The organism is Streptomyces sp. TLI_55, assembly GCF_900206255.1.
Lineage (GTDB): Bacteria > Actinomycetota > Actinomycetes > Streptomycetales > Streptomycetaceae > Streptomyces > Streptomyces aquilus.
Genome location: NZ_OAOJ01000001.1, coordinates 235342 through 261826, shown reverse-complemented (window position 1 = coordinate 261826; position 26485 = coordinate 235342). Strand labels below are relative to the sequence as shown.

Here is a 26485-nt window from a genome sequence, read left to right as displayed (position 1 = left end):
CCGTGGGCGTGGTCGTCACCTTGGCGTCGGCCACCGCTCCAGGCGCCGCTGCGCGACGGATTCGGCGCCGGTGCCCTGACCGGGCTGGTGCTCTCCCCGCTGAGCCCTCGGCGAGTACATCGCCGCCACCGCCTGGTACCGGGCGGCTGCCCGGTCGCGCCCGTTCACCCGCGCCGGGTGAGGCCACGGGGCCCTCGTCCCGTCCACGCTGAGGACAGCAACGGCGGCGGGACGGGGGCCCGGGACGGAGGAGAGACATGAGCGCGCAGACCTACCTGGCGTACGACTATCCCCTGCTGAGCGTCTTCTGGAGCATGCTCTGGTTCTTCCTGTGGATCATGTGGTTCATCCTGCTCTTCCGGATCGTCGTCGACATCTTCCGCGACGACCAGCTGAGTGGATGGGCGAAGGCGGGCTGGCTGGTGTTCACCATCGTGCTGCCCTTCCTCGGCGTGTTCGTCTACGTCATCGCCCGCGGCAAGAACATGGGGCGCCGGGAGGTCGCACAGGCGCGTGCGCAGCAGGACGAGTTCAACGCCTACATCAGGCAGACCGCGGCCGGCGGGACCAGCAGCGTCGACGAGCTCGCCAAGCTGTCCGAGATCCGCTCCCGCGGCGACATCACGGACGAGGAGTTCCGCAGGGCGAAGGACCTGGTCCTGGCAGGCCAGGGACCGGCGCAGCCCACCGGCTCCGCGCCCGGCACGACCGGCCGCTGAGCGTCCGGGCCACACGAATCGAGGCGCAAGATGACCGCGACACACACCCGGCCGGCGCATACGGCCAAGCAGGAGTGGGCAACGGGCCTGGCGGCCTTCGCAGCCGTGATGCTCTTTCTCGTCGGCCTGCTCGACATCTTCCGGGGCATCATGGGCATCGCCGAGGACGACATCTTCGTGACCACACGCAACTACGTGTTCGAGTTCGACCTGACCGGCTGGGGCTGGGTCCACCTCGGCCTCGGCGTGGTGGCCGTGATCGTCAGCATCGGGCTGCTCCAGACGGCGACCTGGGCACGCGTGTCCGGCGTGGTCATCGCCAGCCTCGTCATCATCGCCAACTTCCTGTCCCTGCCGTACTACCCGGTGTGGTCGGTGGTGATGATCGCCCTGTCCGGCTTCATCATCTGGGCCCTGTGCGTGGTCCAGCGCGACAACCTCTTCGACCTGTCCGAGCAATCCCCGATGTCCGAGGAGCGCCCACCGGTCTCCACACCGCACGGTCCCGCGTGAGGACACCGATCGTGGACGTGTCCGCTGTATCGGCGAACCCGGCGAGTTGAGCGGGTGAAGCTGGGGCCCGCGCCGAGGCGGGCGGGGCATGCATGAGGCTCGCGGCCGTATCCGGCCGGTCGACAGACACAGCGAGCCGAAGGCGGGCCATGGAACGAAGTACGGAACCAAGAGACGACCAGACCGAGCACTCGATGGAGCACGTCCCCGTCCTCATCGTCGGGGGATCACTCGTCGGGCTGTCGACCTCGTTGTTCCTGAGCCGGTTGGGCGTACGGCACATCCTGGTGGAGCGGCATTCCGGGACGTCCATTCACCCTCGTGGGCGCGGGAACAACGTCCGGACGATGGAGCTGTTCAGGACGGCCGGCGTCGAGCCGGGGATCCGGGAGGCCGCCGCCACCCTGGACGACAACCACGGGATCCTCCAGACACCCACGCTGGTGGGTGACGCGGGGGAGTGGCTGTTCAAGGAGATCGACGCGGGCGGCGCACTGGCCCGCTTCAGCTCCAGCTCATGGTGTCTGTGCAGCCAGAACGACCTGGAGCCGGTGCTGCTGGAGCACGCCGAGCGGCTCGGCGGCGATCTGCGTTACGGCACCGAACTGCTGTCGTTCGACAGTGACTCCTCCGGCGTCACCGCGGTGGTCAAGAGCCGGGAGACCGGTGAGCACACCACCATCCGCGCGGACTACCTCGTCGCCGCGGACGGACCCCGCAGCCCTGTTCGTGAGCAACTCGGCATCGCCCAGAGCGGTCCTGGCGACCTGTTCAGCAACGTCAGCATCACCTTCCGGTCCCGCCGCCTCGCCGATGTCGTGGGCGACCGCCGCTTCATCGTCTGCTATCTGACGAACCCGGAGGCGGACGGGGCGCTGCTGCCGGTGGACAACCGGGAGAACTGGGTGTTCCACGCTCCCTGGCATCCCGAACAGGGCGAAACGCTGGAGGAGTTCACCGACGAGCGGTGCGCGGAGCACATCCGGCGCGCGATCGGCGTGGCCGACCTCGACGTACAGGTCACCGGCAAGGCTCCCTGGAACGCCGCCGAGCGGGTCGCCCGCAGCTACCGGGCGGGGCGGGTCTTCCTGGCCGGCGACTCGGCCCACGAGATGTCTCCCACCGGGGCCTTCGGCTCCAACACCGGCATCCAGGACGCGCACAACCTCGCCTGGAAGCTGGCCGCGGTGCTGGGCGGCTGGGCGGGGGAGGCGTTGCTGGACAGCTACGACGCCGAGCGGCGCCCGGTGGCCGAGGCGACCAGCGCCCGCGCCTCCGCACGGTCCGTGGAGCACAGCCACCCCGGCTTCGCTCCGCCACCCGGCATGGGCGGCGGCGGTGGCGGTGGCGGCGGCCCGCAGCGCGGCATCCTCGGCGTGGTCCTCGGCTACCGCTATCCACGCGGAGCCGTCCTCGGAACCGACCCCGACGCTCCGGTCGTACCAGAACGCTTCGAGCTGTCCGGAGAACCCGGCAGCAGGGCACCGCACCTGACGGTCCGCCATCGAGGCGAACGGATCTCCACCCTGGACCTCTACGAGACGTCGTTCGTCCTGCTCAGCGATGCCGATCACCCAAGTGGCTGGCACGAGGCGGCCATCCGCGTCGCCGCGTCGATGTCCGTCCCGCTGACCTCGTACCGGGTGGGCAGCGGCTCTGATGCCGAGCTGACGCCCGAGGGCGAGACGGACTGGGCGGCCGCTCATGGAACGACGCCCGCGGGTGCCGTGCTGGTCCGGCCCGACGGGTTCGTGGCCTGGCGGGCCGCAGGGGCGGAGCCTGACGCCGAGTCAGTGCTGCGCGATGCCCTGAGCACGCTGCTCGCACTCGTCTGACCTTGGAAGACGCGGCCGACCGGTCCCTCGACGGGGCCGGTCGGCCGCGTCGTGCGGTCGTGGTTCTGCCGCCGCCGGGCGAGTGGATCGTTCACCCGAGCGATCGTCCCGAGTGGTGCGCGGCACCGCGGGCCCTGACGGTGGATCACGTCGGGGACGGATCACCTCAGCTGACGAAGCGCCAGCTGTCCGCTCCTCGGCGGAGGGAACGTCAGATGCACTCTGCTCGCATGCTCCTCGCCACCGCGGCGGCTTCGACCGTCCTCGTCCTGGGCGCACCCGGCGCCCATGCCGCCGGCAGCGACTGGGAGGACCACTCGGACTCGTCGTACAGCAAGGACGACTCCTCGTACAGCAAGGACGACTCCTCGTACAGCAAGGACGACTCCTCGTACGGCAAGGAGCACGACAAGGACAGCGGTCACGACTCGCCGCGCGGTGGCATGCACACCGGTGGTGGGGCCCTGACCGCGGTGAACGCGGACGGTTCGGACACCGCGAAGGACCCCAGGTTCGACCCGGAGACGTACAAGGACAAGGGACAGGGCAAGGACTCCGGCAGCACGAAGCAGGAGGACTCCTGGAGCGGGAAGCAGGACAACGACGAGTGGAGCGGGAAGCAGGACAGCGACGGGTGGAGCGGCCGTGAGGAGAAGCCGAGCGGCGGCATGCACACCGGCGGCGGCGCACTCGCCTCGCCGGCCGTGACCGCGGGTGGGCTGGCCGTGCTGGCGGTCGCCGCCACCGGTCTGTACGCGGCCCGTCGTAAGAAGTTCTCCGAAAGCGTGGCCTAGACCATGCCGGATGCGATAGCCGCCGCGGCCGCCACGCGCGTGTCGCGTGGCGGCCCGCCGGCTCCCCCTGTCCGTCCCTGATCCGAACTTCTGTCACGCCTTGGTGAGGTAGCGTCCGATGGCAGACCACCCCCCTTCCCTCGCAGACAACCCGCCCCGCACCAAAGCGCTGGTGGTGGCTGCGGTAGCGGCCCTGGTGCTGGCCATGGGCCTGTTCGGCGGCCATGACGGCACGCCGTCCGACGCCGCCCGTCCCACCCGGGCCCCGCACACCGACGCCGCGGCGGCTCCGCCGGCCGCACGGGACACGGGGAAGCATCTGCCGCGTTCGAGACCCGTACGCCTGCTCATTCCGAAGATCTCCGTCGATGCCCCCTTCACGGACCTCGCCATCGGCCCCACCGGACAGCTGCAGCCGCCCCCGGCCGGCGACACCAACCTCGTCGGCTGGTTCGCCAAGGGCGCCTCCCCCGGGGAGGCGGGCACCTCGATCATCGCCGGGCACGTCGACACGACGACCTCCGCCGCCGTCTTCGTGGACCTCGGAGAGCTGGAGAAGGGGGACACCTTCAAGGTGCGGCGGGCCGACGGGCGCACCGCGTCCTTCGTGGTCGACAGCGTGGAGACGTTCGAGAAGGACCGCTTCCCGAGCCGGCGTGTCTACGCCGACACGGCCCAGGCGCAGGTCCGGCTCATCACCTGTGCGGGTGACTACGACCATTCGGTCCGGGACTACACGGACAACCTGGTGGTCTTCGCCCACCTGGTCTGAGCGGGCCTGGTCCGCCGGCCCCCGGGATCGCCCGCACAGTCGCATACGAGTCGCGCACCTCCGGAAGCGGGCTCAGGATCGAGGGATCGAGGGATCGAGGCACGTCGGAGCCGCATCGACGTGATCGAGACCCGTCCGGTCCGTACCCGTCAAGGAGATGTGCGCAGGATGACCACCACGTCCGAACGTGTTTCGGAAACACTCATGCGAGAGGCGTCGCAGCGCGTCGCCCAGTCCGTGTTCGACGGTTCCCGGCTCCGTGTCGTCCTGCTGGTGGACGTCTACGAAGGTGCCCAGCAGCAGTTCCTGGAGGCCTACGAGCAGCTGTGCAACCAGGTCGCCTCCGTCCCCGGGCATGTCAGCGACCAGCTGTGCCAGTCCATCGAGAACCCCTCGCAATGGCTCATCACGAGCGAGTGGGAGAGCGCCCCGCCCTTCCTCACCTGGGTCAACAGCGAGGACCACGTACGGATGGTGGAGCCGCTGCACAGCTGTGTCCGCGACACCCGGTCGCTGCGCTTCCACGTCGTACGGGAGACCGGCGGCCCGGCGGCCGCCGCCGAGCCCGGCGCCCGTGGGCTGCAGGCCTCCCCGAGAATCGGCGACGGGCTGGTCCGGCACGCGCTCACCTTCACGGTCAAGCCGGGCAGCGAGGACGCCGTCGCCGAGATCCTGGCCGGCTACGCCTCGCCGGAGTCACGCGTCGACGACACCACCCAACTGTGCCGCACCTCCCTGTTCATGCACGGCAACCGGGTGGTGCGGGCCATCGAGGTGCGGGGCGACCTGCTCGCCGCGCTGCGGCACGTCGCCAAGCAGCCCGAGGTGCGAGCCGTCGAGGAAGCCATCAACCCCTATCTGGAGCAGGACAGGGACCTCGACGACCCCGAGGCCGCCCGCCTGTTCTTCACCCGCGCGGCGCTGCCCGCCGTACACCACGTGACCTCGGGTCAGGACAGCGCGAAGGCCGTGCGGCAGGCGTTGTACTACCCGGCCCGTGAAGGGCGCGGCATGCGCCTGGCCGAGCTGCTCGCCCGGCAGGACGCGGCGGCGTCCGACGATCCGCGCACGCCGCTGCTGCGCAGCACGATCTTCCAGCGCGACGACGTGGTGGTTCGGCTCGTGGACGTGCGTGAAGGGTTCGACAACGTTGCCATGCTCGGCCTCTCGGGGCCCGACCAGGCGAAAGAGCTCGCGGAACTCCTGGACGCGGAAGCCCTCGACGCCGACAGCAAGGGACCGAGGGACGGCGCTGCCGCACACCTCGACGTCCCCCGTATGGACCTCGTCACTGACCGCCGGGCGTCCGACGCCTGAATCGCCCCGTCGGCAACCGGGCCGTGATGTCCACGGCGCCATGCCGACGAAACACCTGTTCGGAGGAACGTCGTGACCAAACTTCCCGGAATCGTGGACCTGAGCGAGGTCGAGCCCAACACCCGGCGTGGCGGGGACCTGCGCGCCCTGCTCACCCCCGCCACCGTCGGCTCCACCAGCGGTTTCATGGGCGTGGCCATCGTGCAGCCCGGCGACCGCATCGCGGAGCACTACCACCCCTACTCCGAGGAGTTCATCTACGTCCTCTGCGGACAGCTGGAGGTGGACCTGGACGGGGAGACCCATCCGCTGCAGCCCGAGCAGGGGCTGCTGATCCCCGCCTACATGCGCCACCGCTTCCGCAACGTCGGCAGGGTGGAGGCCCGCATGGTCTTCCACCTCGGCCCGCTCGCCCCGACCCCGCCGCAGGGCCATGTCGACACCGAGGACGCGGACGGAGCGCCGATCGCGGTGGAACCGACCCACACGGGCGCGGGGCGGGTGGCCGAGCGACCTCAGGTCCGTTCATGACCAGGCGCGTGGCGGTCACCGGCCTGGGCATCGTCGCCCCGCAGGGCATCGGGGTCCCGGCCTTCTGGGACCTGCTGTCCCACGGGCGCACGGCGACGCGGGGCATCACCTTTTTCGACCCGGCCGGGCTGCGGTCGCGGATCGCCGCCGAGTGCGACTTCGATCCGGCGGACCACGGCTTGGATCCGGAGCAGATCGCCCGGTGCGACCGGTACATCCAGTTCGCCCTGGCGGCGGGGGAGGAGGCGGTACGGGACTCCGGCCTCGACCTCGCCGTGGAGAACCCGTGGCGGGTGGCGGTCTCCCTGGGCACCGCGGTCGGCGGCACCACCCGGCTGGAGCACGACTATGTGCTGGTCAGCGAGCGGGGCCAGCGCTGGGACGTGGACCACCGGCAGGCCGGCCCGCATCTGCACCGCGCGTTCTCGCCGAGCACCCTCGCCTCGACGGTGGCCGAGCGGTTCGAGGCTCGCGGCCCGGTGCAGACGGTCTCCACCGGCTGCACCTCGGGTCTGGACGCGGTCGGATACGCCTTCCACACGATCGAGGAGGGCCGGGCCGACATCTGCATAACCGGGGCGTCGGACTCGCCGATCTCACCGATCACCATGGCCTGCTTCGACGCGATCAAGGCCACGTCCCCCAACAACGACGATCCCGCCCACGCCTCGCGTCCCTTCGACGCGGACCGCAACGGGTTCGTCATGGGGGAGGGCGGAGCGGTCCTCGTCCTGGAGGAACTGGAACACGCCCGGGCCCGCGGCGCGCGCGTGTACGGCGAGATCGGCGGCTATGCCACGTACGGCAACGCCTACCACATGACCGGTCTGACCAGTGAGGGCCTGGAGATGGCCCGGGCCATCGAGGACGCCCTGGACCAGGCCCGGCTGGACCGCACCGCGATCGACTACGTCAACGCGCACGGCTCGGGCACCCTCCAGAACGACCGGCACGAGACGGCCGCGGTCAAACGGGCCCTGGGCGCGCACGCCTACGACACGCCCATGAGCTCCATCAAGTCGATGGTGGGCCACTCGCTCGGCGCGATCGGGGCGATCGAACTCGTCGCTTGCGCGCTGTCCCTGACCCACCAGGTCGTCCCGCCCACCGCGAACTACGAGACGCCCGACCCCGAGTGCGATCTGGACTACGTCCCGCGCATCGCCCGTGAGCGAAGGCTGAACAGCGTTCTCTCCGTGGGCAGCGGATTCGGCGGCTTCCAGTCCGCGGTGGTCCTCAACCTGCCGAGGGAGGAGAGACGATGAGCGGACATCCTCCGCGTGCGGCCATCACCGGCATCGGCGTGGTCGCGCCCAACGGCACCAGCACCGACACCTTCTGGAAGTCGACCAAGGAGGGCCTGTGCGTCCTGGACCGCATCACCCGTGAGGGATGCGGACACCTGCCGCTGCGAGTGGCCGGCGAGGTCCGGGACTTCGATCCGCCGGCCCTGGTCGAGGAGCGCTACCTCGTCCAGACCGACCGGTTCACCCACTTCGCGATGGCCGCGGCCGACCAGGCACTCGACGACGCCGGCCTCGGCCGCAGCGACACGGACCCGGCGCCGTTCTCCGTGGGTGTGGTGACCGCGGCGGGCTCCGGCGGCGGCGAGTTCGGCCAGCGCGAGCTCGAGCAGCTGTGGGGCAAGGGCAGCCGTTTCGTCGGGCCGTATCAGTCCATCGCCTGGTTCTACGCCGCGAGCACCGGCCAGATCTCCATCCGCCGTGGCTTCAAGGGGCCTTGCGGTGTGGTCGCCGCCGACGAGGCCGGTGGCCTCGACGCCGTGGCGCATGCGGCACGGGCCGTGCGGCGCGGCACCGACGTGCTCGTGGCCGGCGCGACCGAGGCCCCGTTGGCCCCGTACTCGATGGTCTGCCAGCTCGGCTACGAGGAGTTGAGCACCGTCGAGGACCCCGAGCGCGCCTACCGCCCCTTCACCACGGCGGCCTGCGGATTCGTGCCCGCCGAAGGCGGTGCCATGCTCGTCGTGGAGAGCGAGGCCGCGGCCCGCGACCGGGGCGCGGCCGTGCGCGCCACCGTGGCGGGCCACGCGGCCACGTTCACGGGTGCCTCCCGCTGGGAGGAGTCCCGGCAAGGGCTGGCCCAGGCCGTCCTGGGTGCCCTGGCGGAGGCCGACTGCGCGCCCGAGGACATCGACGTGGTCTTCGCCGACGCCCTCGGCGTACCGGAGGCGGACCGTGCCGAGGCGCTCGCGATCGTGGACGCCCTGGGCCCGCACGGCAGGCGCGTCCCCGTCACCGCGCCGAAGACCGGCACCGGCCGCGGCTACGCGGCGGCGCCCGTCCTGGACGTCGCCGCGGCCGTGCTCGCGCTGGAGCACGGTCTGATCCCGCCCACCCCCAACGTCTTCGACGCCTGCCACGACCTCGACCTCGTCACCTCCCGCGCCCGCGCCGCCGAACTGCGCACCGCGCTCGTCCTCAGCCGAGGACTCATGGGGTCGAACTCGGCGCTCGTGCTCAGGCGCGGCGCCGGTGACGCCTCCTGACGAGGCATCGCCAGCACTCCTCACCCAGCACCCGACACAACAGGGAGAAACACCGCATGAGTGACCGCATCACAGTGGAGGAGCTCACCGAGCTCATGAAGAAGTCCGCCGGAGTGACCGTCTCCCCGCAGGAGCTCCGTCAGGGCTACGAGACCGGCTTCGACGCCTTCGGGATCGACTCCCTCGCGCTGCTCGGCATCGTGGGCGAGCTGGAGAACCGGTACGGCACGCCCATGCCGGTCGACGCGGAGAAGAGCAAGACCCCCCAGCAGTTCCTGGAACTGGTCAACAGCGTCCTTCTGACGGAGGCCTGACATGCCCGGGCACACCGAGAACGAGATCACCATCGGCGCGCCGCTCGACCTGGTCTGGGACATGACCAACGACGTCGCCAACTGGCCGCAGCTGTTCAGCGAGTACGCCTCCGCCGAGATCCTCTCCCAGGAGGGGAACCGGACCACCTTCCGGCTGACCATGCACCCCGACGAGAACGGCAAGGTGTGGAGCTGGGTGTCGGAACGCGAGCCGGACCGTGACACGCTCACGGTGCGCGCCCGCCGCATCGAGACCGGGCCCTTCGCCTACATGAACATCGTGTGGCGGTACGAGAAGGTGCTCGAAGGCACCCGGATGGTGTGGACCCAGGACTTCGCGATGAAGCCGGACGCGCCGGTCGACGACGACTGGATGACGGACAACATCAACCGGAACTCCAAGGTCCAGATGGCGCTGATCCGGGACCGGATCGAGCAGGCAGCCACGGAGCGCCGGCCCGCGCCGGTGCTGTCCGACTGACCCGGACGGAGGACAGGACGATGCACCAGTCCCTGATCGTCGCCCGCATGGCGCCGGAGTCGGCCCTCGACATCGCGAAGATCTTCGAGGAGTCGGACCGGGGAGAGCTGCCGCACCTCGTGGGCGTCGCCCGACGCAGCCTCTTCCAGTTCGGCGACGTCTATCTGCACCTCATCGAGTCCGAGCGGGACCCCGGCCCCGCCATCGCCAAGGTGGCCGGGCACCCCGAGTTCCGGGACGTCAGCGAACGGCTGTCGGCGTACGTCAGCGCGTACGACCCGGAGACCTGGCGGTCACCGAAGGACGCGATGGCGCGCTGCTTCTACCGCTGGGAGCGGGACGCCGACTCCTGAAGCACCCGCACAAACCGCCGGTCGCCGGGCACGCGAGGGTTGCGTGCCCGGCGACCGGCGGTTCGAAGGGGTTCGCCGGGGTCTCGATCACCCGGGGACGGTGCAGTCGAAGGCGTGCAGATACGGGTTGACCGGTTGTACGTCGTCGATGACCAGGCCCGCCTTGGTCAGCCGGTCGGTCATGCTGGCGGTGGTGTGCTTGGCGCCGCCCACGTTCAGGAGCAGCAGCAGGTCCATGGCGGTGCTGAACCGCATCGACGGGGTGTCGTCGACGAGGTTCTCGATGACCACGACCCGCGTTCCGGGACCGCCCGCCCGGATGACGTTGCCCAGGGTGCGGGTCGTACTGTCGTCGTCCCACTCCAGGATGTTCTTGATGACGTACACGTCGGCCTCGACCGGGACGTCCTCACGGCAGTCACCGGGCACCAGCCGCATCCGGTCGGCGAGCGCGCCTCCCGGCCGCAGCCGCGGGTCGGCGTTGGCCACCACGCGCGGCAGATCGAGCAGAGTGCCTTGCAGCGACGGGTACTTCTCCAGCAGGCTCGCCACCACATGCCCCTGGCCGCCCCCGATGTCGGCGACCGAGGTGGCTGTCGACAGGTCGAGGAACGCCGCGACATCGCGCGCGGACTGCATGCTGGAGGTCGTCATGGCGCGGTTGAAGACGTCGGCCGACTCGGGGGCGTCTTCGTTGAGGTAGGGGAAGAACTCCTTGCCGTAGAGCTCCTCGACGACGTTGCGGCCGGAGCGCACCGCTTCGTCCAGGCGCGGCCAGGCGTCCCAGGTCCACGGCTCGGTGCACCACAGCACGATGTCGCGCAGGCTGTGCGGGTCGTCCGTGCGCAGTTGCCGGGACATGTCGGTGTGGGTGAAGGTGCCGTCCGGGCGCTCGGCGAAGACGCCGTAGCAGGACAGGGCCCGCAGCAGCCGTCGCAGCGGCTTGGGTTCGGTCCGCACCGCGGCGGCGAGTTCCTCGGCGCTCCGCGGGGTGTCACCGAGGGCGTCGGCGACGTTCAGGCGGGCCGCGGCGCGCAGGGCGGCCGCGCAGGCCGCCCCGAAGGCGAGTTCCCGAAGCCGCATGGGCGGCGGCGCGGTGGCGGTCGTGGGTGAGGTCTGTGCGGTCGTCATGGGCCGCCCTCCTTCGTGGAGTTCATGAGCCGTGCCGCGGCGGTCAGCACAGGCCCGCGGGCCGGGACGCCCGGCAGGAATTGCCCTGGAAGGTGTTGCCGTCGCCGGTGCCCGCGTTGACGAGATCCGCCGGGGAGTTGCCCTGGAGCACGTTGCCGGTGATCCGGTTCCGGTCGTTCGAGGTGCCCACGAAGCTCTTGGCCAGGACGATGCCGCCGGACATCGAGGAGTCGCCGGCGTTGTCCATGACGCGGTTGTTCGTCACCACGGTGTCCTCGGCGCCGGTGAGCACGATGCCGGAGCCCTGGAGCGCCTCGAGGCGCTCGGTCTTCGGGCAGGACTTGTTGTTGCGGGCGATGCGGTTGTCGCGCACGGTCAGGGCGCCGGCCTTCGGCTTGTTCTCGTCGCCCACGACGAAGACGCCCGCGCAGTTGCCGGTGACGCGGTTGTGCGCGACGGTGAGGTCGCGCAGCCGCCGGACGGTGACACCGATCCGGTTGCCCTCCAGGCGGTTGCCCTCGATCAGGGTCCCCCGGGTGTCGACGGCGCCCTCCTCGGCCTTGATCGTGTTCGCGAGGAACAGGCCGGCGTCGCCGCTGTCCCGGACGGTGTTGCCGCGCAACACGGTGCGGACCGAACGTTCTTGCGCGATCCCCCAGACCTTGTTCTTCAGCGCGGTCACGTTCCGCACGGTCAGCCCGTCGGTCCCCACCGCGATGACCCCGGCGTTGGAGAAGCCGGTCACGGTCAGGTCGGCGATGGTGACGCCTTCGATGTCCTTGTCCTTCGTGCCGATCACGCAGATGCCGTTGCCGTGCTCACCACAGCTCGCGGCGACTTTGGTCTGGGCGGGCTCCAGGACGGTGAGGCGGCCCATGCCGCGCAGGGTGAGGTCAGGGGTGGTCACCTTGACGCTCTGGCGGTAGGTGCCGGGGGTGAGCAGAACGGTGTCTCCCGGCTGGGCGGCGTCCACCGCCTTCTGGATCGAGTCCCCGGGAAAGACCAGGTGCGTCATGGGGGCGGCGGCGACCGCCGGTCCGGCGCCGAGCGCTGCCCCGGTGAGTGCCGCGGCACATGCCAGCGCGGCGACATGAGTTTTCATCATATTCGGCACGTTATGACCAGAAGATCGGTAAATGGTCTCCATAGGCCATCCGGCGGCGTGTCACGGAGCCGACGCCTTCGACCGGGGCCGACGCAGCGCGGGCCCGCAGGTCAGGAGCTCAGGCAGCTCCTGACCTGCGGGCCCTGACGGTCGCTCAGTGGCGGACGTCGTACCGGTCGAGGTTCATCACCTTGTCCCAGGCCGCCACGAAGTCCCGTACGAACTTCGCATCCGCGTCACGGGAGGCGTAGACCTCGCTGAGGGCGCGGAGCTGGGCGTGCGAACCGAAGACGAGGTCGACCGCGGTCGCCGTCCACTTGACCTCGCCGGTGTCCCGGTCCCGGCCCTCGTACACGTTCTCGTCCGTGGCCGACGGGGACCACTGGGTGCGCATGTCGAGGAGGTTGACGAAGAAGTCGTTGGTCAGGACCCCGGGCCGGTCGGTGAAGGCGCCGTGGGCGGAGCCCTTGTGGCCGGTGCCGAGCGCCCGCATGCCGCCGATCAGGACGGTCAGCTCGGGGGCGGTGAGGTTGAGCATGTTCGCGCGGTCGAGCATGAGGGTCTCGGGGGAGAGCTTCTCGCCCGCCTTGAGGTAGTTGCGGAACGCGTCCGCCCTGGGTTCGAGTACGGCGAACGACTCCACGTCGGTCTGTTCCTGCGTGGCGTCCGTGCGCCCCGGGGTGAAGCCCACGGTCAGCTCGTGTCCGGCGTCGGCCGCGGCCTTCTCGACGGCCGCGCAGCCGCCCAGGACGATCAGGTCGGCGAGGGAGACCCGCTTGCCGCCGGCCTGCGAGCCGTTGAAGTCCTGCTGGATCTGTTCGAGGGCGCGTACCGTCTCGGTCACGTCGGGGAGGGCGTTGACCTCCCAGTCCTTCTGCGGCGCGAGCCGGATGCGTGCCCCGTTGGCGCCGCCGCGCTTGTCCGTGCCGCGGAAGCTGGCGGCCGAGGCCCAGGCGGTGGTGACGAGCTGGGGCACGGACCGGCCGGAGGCGAGGATGGTGGCCTTCAGGGCGGCGATGTCCGAGTCGTCGATCAGATCGTGGTCGACCGGGGGAACGGGGTCCTGCCACAGTTGCGGCTCGGGGATCCACGGGCCGAGGTAGCGGGAGCGGGGGCCCATGTCGCGGTGCAGGAGTTTGAACCACGCCTTGGCGAAGGCCAGCGCGAACTGGTCCGGGTTCTCGTGGAAGCGCCGGGCGATCGGCTCGTAGACCGGATCCACCTTCAGCGCGAGGTCGGTCGTCAGCATGATCGGGGCGTGCCGCTTGGACGGATCATGGGCGTCGGGGACCTTGTCCCGGGCGGAGGGGTCGGTGGGGGTCCATTGGTGGGCACCGGCCGGGCTCGTGGTGAGTTCCCAGTCGTAGCCGAACAGATTGTCCAGGTACCCGTTGTCCCACTTCGTCGGCTCGTACGTCCACGCCCCTTCGAGCCCGCTCGTCAGCGCGTCGCCGCCGACCCCGCTGCCGTGCGTGTTGCGCCAGCCCAGGCCCTGCTGCTCGACGGGGGCGGCCTCGGGTTCGGGGCCGACGTAGCTGGGGTCGACCGCCCCGTGACACTTGCCGAACGTGTGGCCGCCGGCGATGAGCGCGACCGTCTCCTCGTCGTTCATCGCCATCCGGGCGAACGTCTCCCGGATGTCCCGGGCGGCGGCGAGCGGGTCCGGGGTGCTGTTGGGCCCTTCCGGGTTGACGTAGATCAGCCCCATCTGCACGGCGCCGAAGGGGCCGGCGAGTTCCCGGTCCCCGCTGTAGCGCTCGTCCCCGAGCCAGGTGTCCTCGGGGCCCCAGAAGATCTCCTCGGGCTCCCACTGGTCCTCGCGGCCGAAGCCGAACCCGAACGTCTTGAACCCCATGGACTCCATGGCGCAGTTGCCGGCGAAGATGAGCAGGTCCGCCCACGAGATCTGCTGCCCGTACTTCTGCTTGACCGGCCACAGCAGGCGGCGCGCCTTGTCCAGGCTCGCGTTGTCCGGCCAGCTGTTGAGCGGAGCGAACCGCTGCGCGCCGGCGCCGCCACCGCCGCGGCCGTCCGCGATCCGGTACGTTCCCGCGGAGTGCCAGCTCATCCGGATGAAGAGCGGACCGTAGTGGCCGTAGTCGGCGGGCCACCAGTCCTGCGACGTGGTCATCACCTCGAAGACGTCGCGCTTGAGCGCCTCGACGTCGAGGGTCGCGAACTCCTTGGCGTAGTCGAAGCCCTCGTCCAGCGGGTTCGAACGCGCGGAATGCTGATGGAGGACCTGAAGGTCCAGCTGATCCGGCCACCAGTCGCGGTTCGTCCGGGGCCGGTGCGCCGTGGGGGTGGGGGAGGGGATCGCCGGGTTCTCGCTCTCGCTGGCGGACATGCGCGCAACCTGCTTCCTGGTCGGATGTGTCCCGTTGCTGCTTGTTCCTCCTGACGTTGTTCGCTTTACCGGAACGGGGCAATCCGACACGCACACGGAGACAGCCTTGGCCCTCACAGGAGGGAAACCAGGCGTCAGGGAGTTTCCGCCTGGAGGCGCAGGCCCGCCAGGGTCAGTTCCAGTGCGGCGAGGAACTGGTCCCTGTCGTCGTGCTCGGCGAAGTCGTCGGCGATCTCGTGCACGAAGGGGAACGTCGCGGCATCCAGCTTCCGCCAGGTCTCGGCGTAGCGGCTGAGGTACTCCACGCGGTTCATCTCGCCTTTGAGCACCTCCTGCGGGAGTTCCGCGCCGAGGTCGGCGGCGGTGCCGACCACGACGCCCACGATCGCCGAGACGGCGTGGAAGCGCTGTCGCGGTGTGAGGTCGAGGCGCAGGGTCTGCTGGCCGAGCTTCTCGTACAGCCGCAGTGAGTTGCCCTGGACGTCGGTGTTGCGCATGAAGTAGGCCGCGAGCCAAGGCCGGTCCATCATCGCGTCGAAGAGGGTGATGGCCATCTCGCGCAGGGCGGCGATCGGGTCGTCGCTCAGCGGCTGTTCCTCGACGGCGGTCAGGATGGCGCCGACCGCGTGGTCGGTGGCGCGGTCGAGCAGTTCGTCCTTGCTGGAGACGTACCAGTAGATGGTCCCGACGCCCGTGCCGAGCCGGGCGGCGAGGGCGCGGAAGGTCAGGGCCGACTGGCCCGCCTCGTCGAGCAGGGCCACTGCCGCGGTGAGGACGGCCTCCATGGAGTGCGAGGCACGTTGGCGGCCCCGGGGCGAGGTCTCGGTGGCGGTACGTGGTCGCGGGCGTGGCATGCAGCCATCCAATCACAGACTTGCGTGTTCATCGAACGACGTTCTACTCTCGAACGGCGTTCCAGTATGGAACGTCGTTCGTTAATCGAATCCCGTTCCACCGCTTCCGTTCCCACGCTTCCGTTCCCACGTACAGGAGGCCGGCCATGACCGCGACCACCACCACCGAGTCAGCCCCAACCCGTACCTACTCATCCCTGCGCGCTGCCTGGATTCCGCTGGCCGCGCTCTGCCTGGCCTTCTTCGTCGAGATGGTCGACAACACCCTGCTCTCGATCGCGCTGCCGACCATCGGCCGCGACCTCGGCGGCGGCACCACCGACCTGCAGTGGGTCACCGGCGCCTACTCGCTCACCTTCGGCGGCCTCCTGCTGACGGCCGGCTCCCTGGCCGACCGCGTCGGACGCCGCCGCGTGCTGCTGATCGGCCTCGCCGTGTTCGGCCTGCTGAGTCTGTGCGTCATCGCCGTCGACTCCGCCGGGCAGCTCATAGCCCTGCGCGCCGGGCTCGGCATTGCCGCCGCCGCCATGGCGCCGATCACCAACTCGCTCGTCTTCCGGCTGTTCGACGAGCAGGCGCTGCGGATGCGCGCGATGACCCTGATGATCGTCGTCGGCATGTCCGGGTTCGTGCTCGGACCGCTGCTCGGCGGTACGGCACTCGCCCACGTGAGCTGGCAGTGGCTCCTGCTGATCAACGCGCCGATCGCGCTGATCGCCGCCATCGGGGTGCGGCTCGGCGTCGCCGCCGACCGCCCTCAGGACCTGACGAACGACCGGCTCGACCTCCCGGGCGCCGTCCTGAGCGTCCTCGCCATCGGCCTGGCCTGCTACGCGCTGACCAGCGGTGTCGAGCACGGCTGGCTCTCCGCGACCACGCTCGCGTCGATCGCCGGAGCCGTGGCCGCGGGCCTCGGGTTCGTCCGGCACGAGCGCCGCAGCTCGGCGCCCATGCTGGACCTCGCCGTCTTCTCCAGCGGGACCGTCCGCGGTGCCGCCATCGCCCAGATCGGAACGTCCATCGCGATGGCCGGCGTGATGTTCGGGCTCATCCTCCATTTCCAGTACGCCTACGGATGGAGCCCCGTGCGGGCCGGCCTGGCGAACCTGCCGATCATCGTGACGATGATCGTCGCGACCCCCGTGTCGGAAGGGCTCGCCAAGAAGTTCGGCCACCGCGTCGCCTGTCTGGTCGGCGCGGCCTGCCTGGCCGGTGCGCTCGCCGGGCTCGCCTGGGGCGTCGACCACGGGTACGCCGCCATCGCCGCCGCCATGGTCGTGATGACCATCGGGCTGCGCACCGTCATGACGATCTGCGCCATCGCCCTGGTCGACGCGATGCCGGACAACCGCACCTCGATCGCCGCGGCGCTCAACGACACCGCCCAGGAAGTCGGCACCAGCGTCGGCACCGCCGTCGTCGGCACCTTGATCGCCGCGCTGGTCACCACCCAACTGCCCGCGGGCACCTGGAGCGGCGACCTCGTGCAGTCCTTCTTCGACGGCGAGCGGATCATCTACGGCGTCCTGGCCGTGCTCGTCGGCCTGATCGCGGCAGCCGGCGCTCTCACCCTGACCAACTCGCACACGGTGGAGGAGTCGGCCTGAGGCGTCAGGGCCAAGCCCGGCAGTGGTGTCCCAATGGGTCAGATGTCTCATTGGGACATCAAGGTGTACGGTGGAAGACATGACTGAGGACCGGCGACAGCGCAAGGCACGACAGACCAGGAACGCCATGGCCGTCGCCGCCGTCGACCTGATCCTGGAACGCGGCCTCGCCCACACCACCGTCGAGGCGATCGCCGAGCGCGCGGACGTCACCCGCCGCACCTTCAGCCGGCACTTCACCGGCAAGGAGGACGCCGCACTCGACTTCGTGCGCGGCGACGGCGACCGCATCAACGCGCTGCTGCGGGACCGCCCCGCGACCGAGCCGCCCCTGCTGGCCTACCGACGTGCCGTGCGCGCCTGGCTCGCCGACGACGACAACCCGGCCCACCATCTGCGCCCCAAGATGCGCGCCCTGATGGCCCTGGTCGACCGCGAGCCCGCCCTGTTCGCCGCGTACGAACGCATCCGCGTCGACGCCCAGGAGGACTCGATCCGCATCCTCGCCGAGCGGCTCGGCACCGACGACGTGCGGGACCTGCGCCCCGCCGTCGTCGTCGACGCCGCCGCCGGCGTCCTCACGGCGGCGCTGCGTCTCTGGGCACGCCGCGCCGCCGACCCCGACTCGGGAGCCGCAGACCTCGCCGCCCTGGTGGAACAGGCCTACGACGCCCTGATCGCGGAGGCCGCGTCCGCGGCCCCCGACAGCACTGCCGAAGAGTGAGAGCACCATGAGCACCACCACCGAGAACGCGACCGGGACCACGACCGACTACGCCACCGAGTTCGCCGGGCGCACCGCCCTCGTCACCGGCGCCGCCTCCGGCATCGGCCTCGCGACCGCCTGCCGACTGGGCGCGGGCGGCGCCAACGTCGTCATCGCCGACCACAACGCCGAGGGCGCCGAGCAGGCCGCCGCCGCACTGCGCGCCGAAGGCATCAAGGCCGCCGCGGTCGAACTCGACGTCACCCGCCCGGACTCCGTCGAGGCGGCCGTCGCCTTCGCCGTCGAGACCTACGGCGGCCTCGACCTCGCCGTGAACAACGCCGGCATCGGCGGTCCGAGCGCCCCGACGGGCGCGTACGACATCGCCGCCTACGACCGCGTCGTCCGCACCAACCTCGACGGGGTCTTCTACTCCCTGCGCTACGAACTCCCCGCCATCGAGTCCACCGGCCGCGGCGGCGCCATCGTCAACGTGGCCTCCATCCTCGGCTCGGTCGGCTTCGCCGGCTCCCCCGCCTACGTGGCCGCCAAGCACGGAGTGGTCGGCCTGACCAAGACCACCGCCGCCGAGTACGCTGCCAAGGGCATCCGTGTCAACGCGGTCGGCCCCGGCTTCATCGAGACTCCGCTGCTGAAGGGCATGGACCAGGCCGCCTACGACGGCCTCGTGGGCCTTCACCCGGCCGGCCGGCTGGGCCGCCCCGAGGAGGTGGCCGAACTGATCGCCTTCCTCCTCTCCGACCGCGCTTCCTTCGTGGCCGGCAGCTACCACCTGGTCGACGGCGCCTACACGGCCGTCTGAGTCGCAGAGGAGTTCGATCATGAAGGCGCTTCAGTACCGAACCATCGGCGCACCGCCCGAGGTGGTCACCGTCCCCGACCCCGAACCCGGCCCCGGCCAGGTCCTGTTGAAGGTCACCGCCGCCGGCGTGTGCCACTCCGACATCGCCGTGATGAGCTGGCCCCCCGAAGGGTTCCCCTACGAGCTTCCGCTCACCCTCGGCCACGAAGGCGTCGGCACCGTCGCCGCGCTCGGCGCGGGCGTCAGCGGTGTACGGGAGGGCGACTCCGTCGCGGTCTACGGACCCTGGGGCTGCGGGACCTGCGCCAAGTGCGCCGAGGGCAAGGAGAACTACTGCCTGCGCGCCGACGAGCTGGGCATCCGCCCGCCCGGACTCGGGGCGCCGGGCGCCATGGCGGAGTACCTGCTCGTGGACGACCCGCGCCACCTGGTGGCGCTCGACGGGCTCGACCCCGTCGCCGCCGTGCCGCTGACGGACGCCGGGCTCACCCCGTACCACGCGATCAAGCGGTCGCTGCCCAAGCTGGTGCCGGGCTCGACGGCCGTGGTCATCGGCGCCGGCGGGCTCGGGCATGTCGCCATCCAGCTGCTGCGCGCGCTGACACCGGCCCGGGTGATCGCGCTCGACGTCGGCGAGGACAAGCTGCGCCTGGCCCGTGAGGTCGGCGCGCACGAGGCGGTCCTGTCGGACGCCGGGGCCGCGGACGCGGTCCGTCGGCTCACCGGAGGCCTGGGAGCCGAAGCGGTCTTCGACTTCGTCGGCGCCGAGCCGACCGTACGCACCGCGGGTGCCGTGGCCGCCGTGGAAGCCGACGTGACCATCGTCGGCATCGGCGGCGGGGCGCTGCCCGTCGGGTTCGGACACCTCCCGTTCGAGGTGTCCGTCACCGCGCCCTACTGGGGCAGCCGCGGCGAACTCATCGAGGTCCTCGGGCTGGCCCGGGCCGGTGCGGTGTCGGTCCACACCGAGACGTTCTCGCTGGACGAGGCCCCGCTGGCCTACGAGCGCCTGCACGCCGGGAAGATCAACGGACGCGCGGTGATCCTGCCGCACGGCTGACGCGGACGGGGCTGTAGAGCTGCCGTTCAGTCGAGGACTGCGGTGGCCTCGATCTCGACCAGATGGTCGGGGACGTCCAGGGCCGCGACACCCAGCAGCGTGGCCGGCGGGACCGGGGTGACGCCCAGCTTCGCGGACGCCCGGGAGATGCCCTCCAGGAGCGGGGGCATCTTGTCGGGGGTCCAGTCGACGACGTAGAAGGTCAGCTTCGCCACGTCGTCGAAGGAGCCGCCGGCCTCGGCCAGAGCGGTGCCGATATTGAGGTAGCACTGCTCGACCTGCGCGGCGAGGTCGCCTTCGCCGACGGTGATCCCTTCGGCGTCCCAGGCGACCTGGCCCGCGATGAAGACGAGCTTCGACCCCGTTGCGATGGACACCTGCCGGTAGACATCGATCGTGGGCAAGCCGGTCGGGTTGACGAGGTTGATGGCCATGCTGCGTGTCTCCTGTCTTGAGCGCCCGCGGGTGCCGACGCTCTCTTGTGGTTACTCAGAAACCGTAGGAGAGTGAACGCTGACATGGAAGAACGCACTTTTCAGTGACTGGGGAACCTCATGGTGACCAAACAGATCAAGGGCCCGAACGAGGACGCAGACCTCAGGCGCGCGGACTCGTTGGCGCGAGAGATCTTCTCCGAAGTTGCCAACAAGTGGGCGTTCCTGATCATCGAGACTCTCGGTGAACGCACCTTGCGCTTCAGCGAACTGCGGACCGAGATCGAGGGCATCAGCCACAAGATGCTCACCCAGAACCTGCGCATGCTGGAGCGCAACGGCCTGGTCGAGAGAGACGTGCACCCCACCGTCCCGCCGCGTGTCGAGTACACCCTCACCGAGCCGGGCCAGGGCCTACGCGCCACCGTCGACGGAATGTGCGACTGGACGCACCGCTACTTCGGCCACATCGAGGCCGCCCGCCACCGCTTCGACGCCTGAGCACGCGGTCTGGTGGGAACTGGGCTGCCCACGACCGGCGGTCGCCCGGGTGTGTGCGGGAGCGTGGGAGGGAACCCGTCCTCTGATCGTGGAGCGGTGGAAGGGGACCTGTGGCAGCGGTGTCGGAGTCGGATGCGGGCGGACCGCGGGCGGGCGGTGACGAGACCGGGTACACCCCGGATCCGAACCGGTGGCATGCGCTGTGGGTGACGCTCGTCGCCGGATTCATGAGCCTGCTCGACGTGACGATCGTGGCGGTGGCCCTGCCCACCATCCAACGGGGTCTGGGCGCCACACCCGCCCAGGTGCAGTGGGTGGTCTCCGGTTACGCGCTGTCGTTCGCGCTGGCCCTGGTCACCGCCGGACGGCTCGGCGACGCGCTCGATCGACGGCGTATCTTCCTGCTGGCCCTGAGCGCGTTCACCCTCTTCAGCGCGGCGTGCGGCGCGGCCCCCGACATCGCTCTGCTGGTGGCGGCCCGACTGGCCCAGGGCCTGGCCGCCGGCTTCATGGCCCCGCAGAACTCCGCACTCATCCAGCAGATGTTCCGCGGCGCCGAACGGGGCCGCGCCTTCGGTTTCTTCGGCGCCACCGTGGGCATCTCCTCCGCCGCCGGGCCCCTGACCGGCGGGGCGATCCTCGCTCTCGCCGGCTCGGCAGACGGCTGGCGGTGGATCTTCTTCGTCAACGTCCCGATCGGCGTCCTCGCCGTCCTGCTCGGCCTGCGCCTGCTGCCACGCGTCGAACGCTCCGGACGAGGATCGGTGGACGTTCCCGGCGTCGTCCTGCTCGGACTGGGAGTCCTGGCGGTCATGTACCCCTTGGTGCAGGCCGACGCCGGCGGCCTCGGGCGCCTCTGGTGGCTCTTCCCCGTGGGCGCGGTGCTCCTCGTGTTCTTCATCCGCCGCCAGTACCGCCTCGTCGCCCGCGGCGCCCAGCCCCTACTGGACCCGCGACTGTTCTCCACCGTGCGCGGCTACGCCGTCGGCGCGGGCGTCGGCACGCTCTACTTCGTCGGCTTCAGCGGGGTGTGGCTCGTCTTCGCCCTCTTCTTCCAGCGGGGGCTGGACTTCACCCCGTTGCAGTCCGGGCTGGCGGTCACTCCCTTCGCGCTCGGGTCGGCCGCCGCCGCGGTGATGTCCGGCCGCCTCGTGGACCGCTTCGGCCGCGTGCTCACGGTGTGCGGGCTGAGCGCGGTCATCCTCGGTCTGGGCACCACCGCGCTGCTGCTGTGGCTGGTGTCGGACGACGCGGCGCGCTGGGCGGCCGCGCCGGCCCTCTTCGCCGCCGGCATCGGCGGCGGGTTCGTGGTCTCCCCGAACATCACCATGACCCTGCGCGAGGTCCCCGTCCGTATGGCCGGGGCGGCGGGCGGCGCCCTCCAGACCGGCCAGCGTCTCGGCGCGGCCGTGGGCACGGCGGCGCTACCGGGCATCTACTACCTCGTCCTGGGCGACACCGACCACTACCGCACCGCCCTGCTGGCCGCCCTCGGGGTGGCGCTCGTCGGCATGACCGCCTCACTGGCGCTGGCCGTGACGGACTGGCTGCGTGATCGGGGCGCCGAGGCCGCGCAGCGCCGCTGCCCGGAGGAAGTCGCCAACAGCCCGGTCCACTCCCGTCAGAGCTGAGTGGGCCGCCCCGTGGCAGGCAGTACCGCCTCCGGCGACTCGGGCAACGTCTGACCGCCGTCCACAGTGACGACCTGCCCCGTGATGAACGACGCCCGTTCGCTCGCGAGGAACTCGACCGCGTCGGCGATCTCCTGGGGCCGTGCCAGGCGGCCGAGCGGGATCGCCGCCGTCATCCGGGCGAGGTACTCCTCTCCCATGCCGTCGAGCCCCTCGGTCGCCACGTTCCCGGGGGCAACCGCGTTGACGGTGATCCCGAAGGGGGCGAGTTCCAGGGCCGCCGTGCGCATGAAGCCCAACTGGGCGGCCTTGCTCGCGCCGTAGTGGCTCCAGCCGGGGAAGCCGGTGACGGGTCCGGTGATCGACGAGGTGAGGACGACCCGTCCCGCCGCCGACTCCCGCAGCAGCGGCAGACATGCGGCGACGGCCAGCATCTGGCTCTCCACGTTCACCGCGAACACCTCACGGACATCGGCGTACGTCAGCTCCGCCAGCGGTTTGTTGGGGAAGATCCCCGCGTTGAGGCACAGCACGTCCAGGCCGCCGAGCAGTGAGGAGGCGGCCTCGGCGAGCCGCTCGGCCGAGTCCGGCGCGGTGGAGTCGAGGGCGAGCGCCTCGACACGCTGGCCCTCCCGTGCCGCTTCGGTACGGAACTTCTCCAGGACGACCTGAGGGACGTTCCGACCCGTCAGCAGGACGTCGTGGCCGGCGCGGACGAAGGTGGAGGTGACGGCGGCGCCGATACCTCGGGTGCCGCCGACGACGGCGACCTTCCTGGTCTGGGGCTGTGAGTTCATATGGGTTCCTTGATCGGGGAGTTGGGGGGAAGGAGTCCGGCCGTCACGGGGAGGTTCTGGATGTCATGGCCGTACCTCCGGGCGGTTCGTCGACGAGACGTGGAGTTCGGTGCGGTCGGCGCGGAAGAGGTCGTAGGAGAACTCCAGGGGCTCGCCGTGCTGGTCGTGGGAGGTGCGGGTGATCGCCAGCAGGGGCTGGCCGACGGATACGTCGAGGTGGTGGGTGTGGTGGCTCTCGGCGAGGCGGACGCGGATCCGCTCGGACACCTCGCACGCCGTGACGCCGTAGACGTAGCGGAACACCTGGGAGAGGGAGCCGGTCAGGTCCTGGTCCAGGAGCCGGGGGAAGCGTTCGGCCGACACGAACAGCCGCTCCCACGACAGCGGCACCCCGTCGGCGAGCCGTACCCGCTCGATCGCCACCGTGACGGCCCCCTCCGGCAGTCCGAGCCCGGCGCAGACCTCCGGAGCGCCGCGCCGCAGCCCGGTGGACACGACCCGGGTCGCTTCGGCGAAGTCCTGGTGCCGCAGCAGCGCGGGGACGTTCACGTCCACTCCCGGCTGCCGCGCCACCAGCCGGTCGCGGCCGTGTGCGAGCCGACTCCAGCTGTACACGGGCCAGTTGGGGTTGGGGCGCAGCGCGAAAGTGCCGCCGGCCTTCCCGCGCAGCCTGCGCACCTCGCCCTCCGCTTCGAGCCAGGCCAGCGCCCGCCGGACCGACTCCCGGCTGGTGCCGAACATCTCCGTCAGCCGGCGCTCGGGAGGCAGCCGGCCTCCCATGCGCACCTCACCGCGCCCGATCATCGTCAGCACACCGGCCGCGACCCGGCCCGCGGCCGGGCCGAGCGGGCTCCGCTCAGTGGTCATGGCGTACGGCGGTGAGGTAGCCGTCGGCCAGGTAGTGCCGGGCGACTTCGACGGACTGCGCCGCGAACGCCGGCCGGAGCGAGGCGGCGAAGGGCGTGTCCCCGCGCTTGTGCACCCAGGCGACGAGCATCAGCCGACGCAGCATCACCAGCGCGGGAACGGCCCGTACGTCCTCCTCCCGCAGCGGCCGACGTGCCTCGTAGCCGCGCAGCCATGCGGCCACCCAGTGCGCGGCCCGCGGATCGTGCTCGACGAACGACAGGGAGCACGCCAGGTCGTACAGGAACCAGCCGTTGCCGCAGTCGTCGAAGTCGATCAGCCGTACGGCGTCGGAGGCGACGAGGAGGTTGGCGGCGCGCAGGTCGCCGTGGATGAGACCGAACTCGGCCGGGCCTTGGCCGTATGCGTCGAGTTCGCGGGTCAGTTTCTCCTCGGCCCGGGCGAGGACCTCGACGCCGTCCGGGCGCACATCGGGGTTGTCCCGCCAGCGGCCCCACAGCGAGGCGGCGCCGATCAGGTGGTCGAGGTCCCACTCGGGCCGAGTGAAGCCGTCGGGCCGCTGCCACCGCGACGCGTGCTCGTGCAGGGCCGCGGTCTCCCGCCCGACGATCTCCATGACGCGGGCGAAGTCGGTGGTGTCGGGCTCGGTGCCGGGCGCGAACTCGAAGAGCGCCGCGTGCTGGAGCACGCCGCCCGCACCGGGGAAGCTCGCCGCCGCCTCGCCCGCCGAGGTCGGAACGACCGCGGGTGTGGCGACCGCGCCGTCCGCACGCAGCCGCTCGGTCCACATCAGCTCGCTGCGGATCTGCGGCAGGGTGCGAAACCCGGGCCGGTGCAGGCGCAGGACGAGCGGTTCGGGGGTGTCGGTGAAGGTGCACAGGTAGGTGGCGTTCTCCGAGAGGCTCAGCAGCCGGGCGCCGGACAGGGCGCCGGCACGGCCGTACGCGGTGAGCGCGGCGGTGATCTGCCCGTCCCAGGTGTCAGACATGGGAAGCCACCTTCCGTACGGCGTCCCGCAGGCGGGTGAGGATCTCGGCCGTCTCCTGCCCGGTGAGCAGCAGACCTGGCTTGAACTGGAGGACGGCCGGGTCGAGCGTGGAGAAGATCGCCCACACGCCCTGCCGGTAGAGCTCGGTCATGACCGGCTTCGCACCGACGGCGCCGAACTCCAGGCCGATGACCAGGCCCTTCTGGCGGATCCCGGTGAGCGCGTCGGGCAGCTCGGCGCGCAGTTCCGCGAGGCCCTCGGCGACCTGGTCGATGCGCCGGCGGACGTTGGCGCGGGTCTCGGCCCGCTGGGTGATCTCCAGGACCTTCGCGGCCACGGCACAGCCGAGTTCGGCGCCGCCGAAGGTCGCCATGTGGGCGAAGCCGTCGTGCTCCAGCCAGCCGCTCGCCGCCGGGCCGAGGAGGGCGGCGCTGACCGGGTAGAGGCCGCCGCCGAGGCCCTTGCCGGTCACCAGGACGTCCGGGGTGACGCCTTCGTCGTACACGCCCCACAGCTCGCCGGTCCGGCCGAGGCCGGTCTGGACCTCGTCGGCGACGTAGAGGGTGCCGGTGTCCTCGCAGGCCCGTTTGACGGCGGCCAGATAGCCGGGCTCGGGCATCGGGAAGCCGTAGGTCGCCGGGATCGTCTCCATGATGACGGCGGCGGTGTCCTGGCCGGAGAGGGCCGCCGTCATCGCGTCGAGGTCGTTGAACGGCACCTGGACGAACTCGCCGGGGTTGTCCGAGCGGAACAGCCGCGAGAACCGCGAGTCGCCCGTGGCGACGGCGAGTCCGGTGTGCCCGTGGTACGCCTTCACGACCGACACGATCTTCCGCCGGCCGGTGGCGTACCGGGCGCTCTTCAGCGCGACGTCCACCGCTTCCCCGCCGCTGGACCCGAAGACGACCTTGTCCGCACCCGGCGTCGCCTCGACCAGCCGGCGGGCCAGGGCGGCGCGGCCCGGGGTGGGGAAGTGGTGGTTGCCGATGTCGAGATGCCGGACGGCGTGGGTGAGGGAGTCCACCAACTCGGGGTTGCGATGCCCGAGGTTGTAGGTGCCGCCGTTCAGATGGACGTCGATCACCTCGTGCCCGTCGACATCGGTGAGGCGGTACCCGGACCGGTCCCCGACGACGAGCGGGACGCCCTCGTCCTGCCAGAACGCGGTCTTGTCCGGGTTCCAGTACCGCCGCGCGTCGGCGAGCACCTCCGCCTTGGACCCGTACCCGTACATCGACAACTGCTCGATCCCCAACGCCCGGCCTCCTCGAGAGCGGCTCTCCGTGAACGACTCCACGGTCGGCCGGGCTCTTTGCGTCCTGGTGTGGCCGCTGGATCGGACGCGTAACGCTTGAGGTCCGGTTGTGGTCCGGTACCGGGCACACATGCAGGTGCCCCAGGTCCGTGGCTCAGGGATGGTGCGTGACCCGGCTACGGGACAGGCGGACCGCAGACCCTCATCGGCGCTCTCCAAGACGTCGTCGGAACGCGGGGAA

The 26485-nt window shown here is 70.8% G+C and carries 27 protein-coding genes; 18 read left to right on the top strand and 9 right to left on the bottom strand.

Annotation, left to right across the window (positions count from 1 at the left end; translation table 11 throughout):
• Positions 1–257: 257 nt before the first annotated feature.
• The 12 genes from CRP56_RS01345 (at position 258) to CRP56_RS01290 (ending at position 10138) form a co-directional block, all read left to right on the top strand.
• Positions 258–719, top strand: a complete 462-nt coding sequence (locus CRP56_RS01345) for an SHOCT domain-containing protein (RefSeq protein ID WP_097259588.1) — start codon at positions 258–260, stop codon at positions 717–719.
• Between the two features lie 30 nt (positions 720–749).
• Positions 750–1232, top strand: coding sequence for a DUF7144 family membrane protein (locus tag CRP56_RS01340; protein WP_097259587.1), 483 nt, complete (start codon positions 750–752; stop codon positions 1230–1232).
• Between the two features lie 149 nt (positions 1233–1381).
• Entirely contained in the window at positions 1382–3067 is a 1686-nt protein-coding gene (locus CRP56_RS01335) for an FAD-dependent oxidoreductase (protein WP_097259586.1), read from the top strand.
• Between the two features lie 215 nt (positions 3068–3282).
• Entirely contained in the window at positions 3283–3861 is a 579-nt protein-coding gene (locus CRP56_RS01330; protein ID WP_097259585.1) for a hypothetical protein, read from the top strand.
• Between the two features lie 118 nt (positions 3862–3979).
• Positions 3980–4633 (top strand): class F sortase, encoded by a 654-nt coding sequence (locus tag CRP56_RS01325; protein WP_097259584.1) that lies wholly within the window; start codon positions 3980–3982, stop codon positions 4631–4633.
• Positions 4634–4801: 168 nt separating this feature from the next.
• Positions 4802–5950 (top strand): SchA/CurD-like domain-containing protein, encoded by a 1149-nt coding sequence (locus CRP56_RS01320; RefSeq protein ID WP_097259583.1) that lies wholly within the window; start codon positions 4802–4804, stop codon positions 5948–5950.
• Positions 5951–6043: 93 nt separating this feature from the next.
• Positions 6044–6481 (top strand): cupin domain-containing protein, encoded by a 438-nt coding sequence (locus CRP56_RS01315; protein ID WP_097273583.1) that lies wholly within the window; start codon positions 6044–6046, stop codon positions 6479–6481.
• Positions 6478–7746, top strand: a complete 1269-nt coding sequence (locus CRP56_RS01310; protein ID WP_097259582.1) for a beta-ketoacyl-[acyl-carrier-protein] synthase family protein — start codon at positions 6478–6480, stop codon at positions 7744–7746. The genes CRP56_RS01315 and CRP56_RS01310 overlap by 4 nt, the downstream gene beginning before the upstream one ends.
• Positions 7743–8990, top strand: a complete 1248-nt coding sequence (locus CRP56_RS01305) for a beta-ketoacyl synthase N-terminal-like domain-containing protein (protein WP_097259581.1) — start codon at positions 7743–7745, stop codon at positions 8988–8990. The genes CRP56_RS01310 and CRP56_RS01305 overlap by 4 nt, the downstream gene beginning before the upstream one ends.
• Before the next feature lie 56 nt (positions 8991–9046).
• Entirely contained in the window at positions 9047–9304 is a 258-nt protein-coding gene (locus CRP56_RS01300) for an acyl carrier protein (RefSeq protein WP_097259580.1), read from the top strand.
• A 1-nt stretch (position 9305) separates the two neighbouring features.
• Entirely contained in the window at positions 9306–9785 is a 480-nt protein-coding gene (locus tag CRP56_RS01295; RefSeq protein WP_097259579.1) for an SRPBCC family protein, read from the top strand.
• Between the two features lie 20 nt (positions 9786–9805).
• A complete protein-coding gene (locus CRP56_RS01290; RefSeq protein WP_097259578.1) occupies positions 9806–10138 on the top strand; it encodes a TcmI family type II polyketide cyclase in 333 nt (110 codons plus the stop codon).
• An 87-nt stretch (positions 10139–10225) separates the two neighbouring features.
• Here CRP56_RS01290 and CRP56_RS01285 read toward each other — a convergent pair whose 3' ends face one another.
• The 4 genes from CRP56_RS01285 to CRP56_RS01270 form a co-directional block, all read right to left on the bottom strand.
• Positions 10226–11269 carry a methyltransferase gene (locus tag CRP56_RS01285; RefSeq protein WP_097259577.1) on the bottom strand — a complete coding sequence of 348 codons (1044 nt, stop codon included), beginning with the start codon at positions 11267–11269 and terminating at the stop codon, positions 10226–10228.
• Between the two features lie 43 nt (positions 11270–11312).
• On the bottom strand, positions 11313–12374 hold the full coding sequence (locus CRP56_RS01280) for a right-handed parallel beta-helix repeat-containing protein (RefSeq protein WP_097259576.1): 1062 nt from the start codon (positions 12372–12374) through the stop codon (positions 11313–11315).
• 154 nt (positions 12375–12528) lie between these two features.
• The gene (gene katG / locus CRP56_RS01275; RefSeq protein ID WP_097259575.1) at positions 12529–14721 is read right to left on the bottom strand and encodes a catalase/peroxidase HPI; all 2193 of its coding nucleotides are present in this window, start codon (positions 14719–14721) and stop codon (positions 12529–12531) included.
• 134 nt (positions 14722–14855) lie between these two features.
• Positions 14856–15506 (bottom strand): TetR/AcrR family transcriptional regulator, encoded by a 651-nt coding sequence (locus CRP56_RS01270; protein ID WP_097259574.1) that lies wholly within the window; start codon positions 15504–15506, stop codon positions 14856–14858.
• A gap of 215 nt (positions 15507–15721) precedes the next feature.
• On the opposite strand from CRP56_RS01270, the gene CRP56_RS01265 reads away from it, so the two are divergent.
• The 4 genes from CRP56_RS01265 (at position 15722) to CRP56_RS01250 (ending at position 19771) form a co-directional block, all read left to right on the top strand.
• The gene (locus CRP56_RS01265) at positions 15722–17182 is read left to right on the top strand and encodes an MFS transporter (protein ID WP_097259573.1); all 1461 of its coding nucleotides are present in this window, start codon (positions 15722–15724) and stop codon (positions 17180–17182) included.
• A 79-nt stretch (positions 17183–17261) separates the two neighbouring features.
• Entirely contained in the window at positions 17262–17906 is a 645-nt protein-coding gene (locus CRP56_RS01260) for a TetR/AcrR family transcriptional regulator (RefSeq protein WP_097259572.1), read from the top strand.
• Positions 17907–17913: 7 nt separating this feature from the next.
• Positions 17914–18711 carry an SDR family NAD(P)-dependent oxidoreductase gene (locus CRP56_RS01255; RefSeq protein ID WP_097259571.1) on the top strand — a complete coding sequence of 266 codons (798 nt, stop codon included), beginning with the start codon at positions 17914–17916 and terminating at the stop codon, positions 18709–18711.
• A 19-nt stretch (positions 18712–18730) separates the two neighbouring features.
• Positions 18731–19771: an NAD(P)-dependent alcohol dehydrogenase gene (locus CRP56_RS01250; RefSeq protein ID WP_097259570.1), complete on the top strand. Its 1041-nt coding sequence runs from the start codon at positions 18731–18733 to the stop codon at positions 19769–19771.
• Positions 19772–19797: 26 nt separating this feature from the next.
• Here the strand turns inward: CRP56_RS01250 and CRP56_RS01245 are convergent, their stop codons facing one another.
• Positions 19798–20205, bottom strand: coding sequence for a RidA family protein (locus CRP56_RS01245; RefSeq protein WP_097259569.1), 408 nt, complete (start codon positions 20203–20205; stop codon positions 19798–19800).
• A 120-nt stretch (positions 20206–20325) separates the two neighbouring features.
• On the opposite strand from CRP56_RS01245, the gene CRP56_RS01240 reads away from it, so the two are divergent.
• Both CRP56_RS01240 and CRP56_RS01235 read left to right on the top strand, forming a co-directional pair.
• On the top strand, positions 20326–20706 hold the full coding sequence (locus CRP56_RS01240; protein WP_097259568.1) for a winged helix-turn-helix transcriptional regulator: 381 nt from the start codon (positions 20326–20328) through the stop codon (positions 20704–20706).
• A gap of 119 nt (positions 20707–20825) precedes the next feature.
• Positions 20826–22337, top strand: coding sequence for an MFS transporter (locus tag CRP56_RS01235; protein ID WP_257041864.1), 1512 nt, complete (start codon positions 20826–20828; stop codon positions 22335–22337).
• Here CRP56_RS01235 and CRP56_RS01230 read toward each other — a convergent pair.
• From CRP56_RS01230 to CRP56_RS01215, 4 genes are all read right to left on the bottom strand, one after another.
• Positions 22328–23134, bottom strand: a complete 807-nt coding sequence (locus CRP56_RS01230) for an SDR family NAD(P)-dependent oxidoreductase (protein WP_097259567.1) — start codon at positions 23132–23134, stop codon at positions 22328–22330. The genes CRP56_RS01235 and CRP56_RS01230 overlap by 10 nt on opposite strands.
• Positions 23135–23197: 63 nt before the next feature.
• Positions 23198–24001, bottom strand: coding sequence for a GntR family transcriptional regulator (locus tag CRP56_RS01225; RefSeq protein WP_097259566.1), 804 nt, complete (start codon positions 23999–24001; stop codon positions 23198–23200).
• On the bottom strand, positions 23991–24989 hold the full coding sequence (locus CRP56_RS01220) for a phosphotransferase enzyme family protein (RefSeq protein ID WP_097259565.1): 999 nt from the start codon (positions 24987–24989) through the stop codon (positions 23991–23993). The genes CRP56_RS01225 and CRP56_RS01220 overlap by 11 nt, the downstream gene beginning before the upstream one ends.
• Positions 24982–26244, bottom strand: a complete 1263-nt coding sequence (locus CRP56_RS01215) for a class-III pyridoxal-phosphate-dependent aminotransferase (protein WP_257039966.1) — start codon at positions 26242–26244, stop codon at positions 24982–24984. Before CRP56_RS01215 ends, CRP56_RS01220 begins: the two co-directional genes overlap by 8 nt.
• Positions 26245–26485: the final 241 nt, after the last annotated feature.

What these genes read in the sequence shown, in the direction of transcription:
- CRP56_RS01345 (WP_097259588.1), top strand. Translation starts at nt 258, where the DNA reads ATGAGCGCGCAGACCTACCTGGCGTACGACTATCCCCTGCTGAGCGTC.
- CRP56_RS01340 (WP_097259587.1), top strand. Translation starts at nt 750, where the DNA reads ATGACCGCGACACACACCCGGCCGGCGCATACGGCCAAGCAGGAGTGG.
- CRP56_RS01335 (WP_097259586.1), top strand. Translation starts at nt 1,382, where the DNA reads ATGGAACGAAGTACGGAACCAAGAGACGACCAGACCGAGCACTCGATG.
- CRP56_RS01330 (WP_097259585.1), top strand. Translation starts at nt 3,283, where the DNA reads ATGCACTCTGCTCGCATGCTCCTCGCCACCGCGGCGGCTTCGACCGTC.
- CRP56_RS01325 (WP_097259584.1), top strand. Translation starts at nt 3,980, where the DNA reads ATGGCAGACCACCCCCCTTCCCTCGCAGACAACCCGCCCCGCACCAAA.
- CRP56_RS01320 (WP_097259583.1), top strand. Translation starts at nt 4,802, where the DNA reads ATGACCACCACGTCCGAACGTGTTTCGGAAACACTCATGCGAGAGGCG.
- CRP56_RS01310 (WP_097259582.1), top strand. Translation starts at nt 6,478, where the DNA reads ATGACCAGGCGCGTGGCGGTCACCGGCCTGGGCATCGTCGCCCCGCAG.
- CRP56_RS01305 (WP_097259581.1), top strand. Translation starts at nt 7,743, where the DNA reads ATGAGCGGACATCCTCCGCGTGCGGCCATCACCGGCATCGGCGTGGTC.
- CRP56_RS01300 (WP_097259580.1), top strand. Translation starts at nt 9,047, where the DNA reads ATGAGTGACCGCATCACAGTGGAGGAGCTCACCGAGCTCATGAAGAAG.
- CRP56_RS01295 (WP_097259579.1), top strand. Translation starts at nt 9,306, where the DNA reads ATGCCCGGGCACACCGAGAACGAGATCACCATCGGCGCGCCGCTCGAC.
- CRP56_RS01290 (WP_097259578.1), top strand. Translation starts at nt 9,806, where the DNA reads ATGCACCAGTCCCTGATCGTCGCCCGCATGGCGCCGGAGTCGGCCCTC.
- CRP56_RS01285 (WP_097259577.1), bottom strand. Translation starts at nt 11,269, where the DNA reads ATGACGACCGCACAGACCTCACCCACGACCGCCACCGCGCCGCCGCCC.
- CRP56_RS01280 (WP_097259576.1), bottom strand. Translation starts at nt 12,374, where the DNA reads ATGATGAAAACTCATGTCGCCGCGCTGGCATGTGCCGCGGCACTCACC.
- katG (WP_097259575.1), bottom strand. Translation starts at nt 14,721, where the DNA reads ATGTCCGCCAGCGAGAGCGAGAACCCGGCGATCCCCTCCCCCACCCCC.
- CRP56_RS01270 (WP_097259574.1), bottom strand. Translation starts at nt 15,506, where the DNA reads ATGGAGGCCGTCCTCACCGCGGCAGTGGCCCTGCTCGACGAGGCGGGC.
- CRP56_RS01265 (WP_097259573.1), top strand. Translation starts at nt 15,722, where the DNA reads ATGACCGCGACCACCACCACCGAGTCAGCCCCAACCCGTACCTACTCA.
- CRP56_RS01260 (WP_097259572.1), top strand. Translation starts at nt 17,262, where the DNA reads ATGACTGAGGACCGGCGACAGCGCAAGGCACGACAGACCAGGAACGCC.
- CRP56_RS01255 (WP_097259571.1), top strand. Translation starts at nt 17,914, where the DNA reads ATGAGCACCACCACCGAGAACGCGACCGGGACCACGACCGACTACGCC.
- CRP56_RS01250 (WP_097259570.1), top strand. Translation starts at nt 18,731, where the DNA reads ATGAAGGCGCTTCAGTACCGAACCATCGGCGCACCGCCCGAGGTGGTC.
- CRP56_RS01245 (WP_097259569.1), bottom strand. Translation starts at nt 20,205, where the DNA reads ATGGCCATCAACCTCGTCAACCCGACCGGCTTGCCCACGATCGATGTC.
- CRP56_RS01240 (WP_097259568.1), top strand. Translation starts at nt 20,326, where the DNA reads ATGGTGACCAAACAGATCAAGGGCCCGAACGAGGACGCAGACCTCAGG.
- CRP56_RS01230 (WP_097259567.1), bottom strand. Translation starts at nt 23,134, where the DNA reads ATGAACTCACAGCCCCAGACCAGGAAGGTCGCCGTCGTCGGCGGCACC.
- CRP56_RS01225 (WP_097259566.1), bottom strand. Translation starts at nt 24,001, where the DNA reads ATGACCACTGAGCGGAGCCCGCTCGGCCCGGCCGCGGGCCGGGTCGCG.
- CRP56_RS01220 (WP_097259565.1), bottom strand. Translation starts at nt 24,989, where the DNA reads ATGTCTGACACCTGGGACGGGCAGATCACCGCCGCGCTCACCGCGTAC.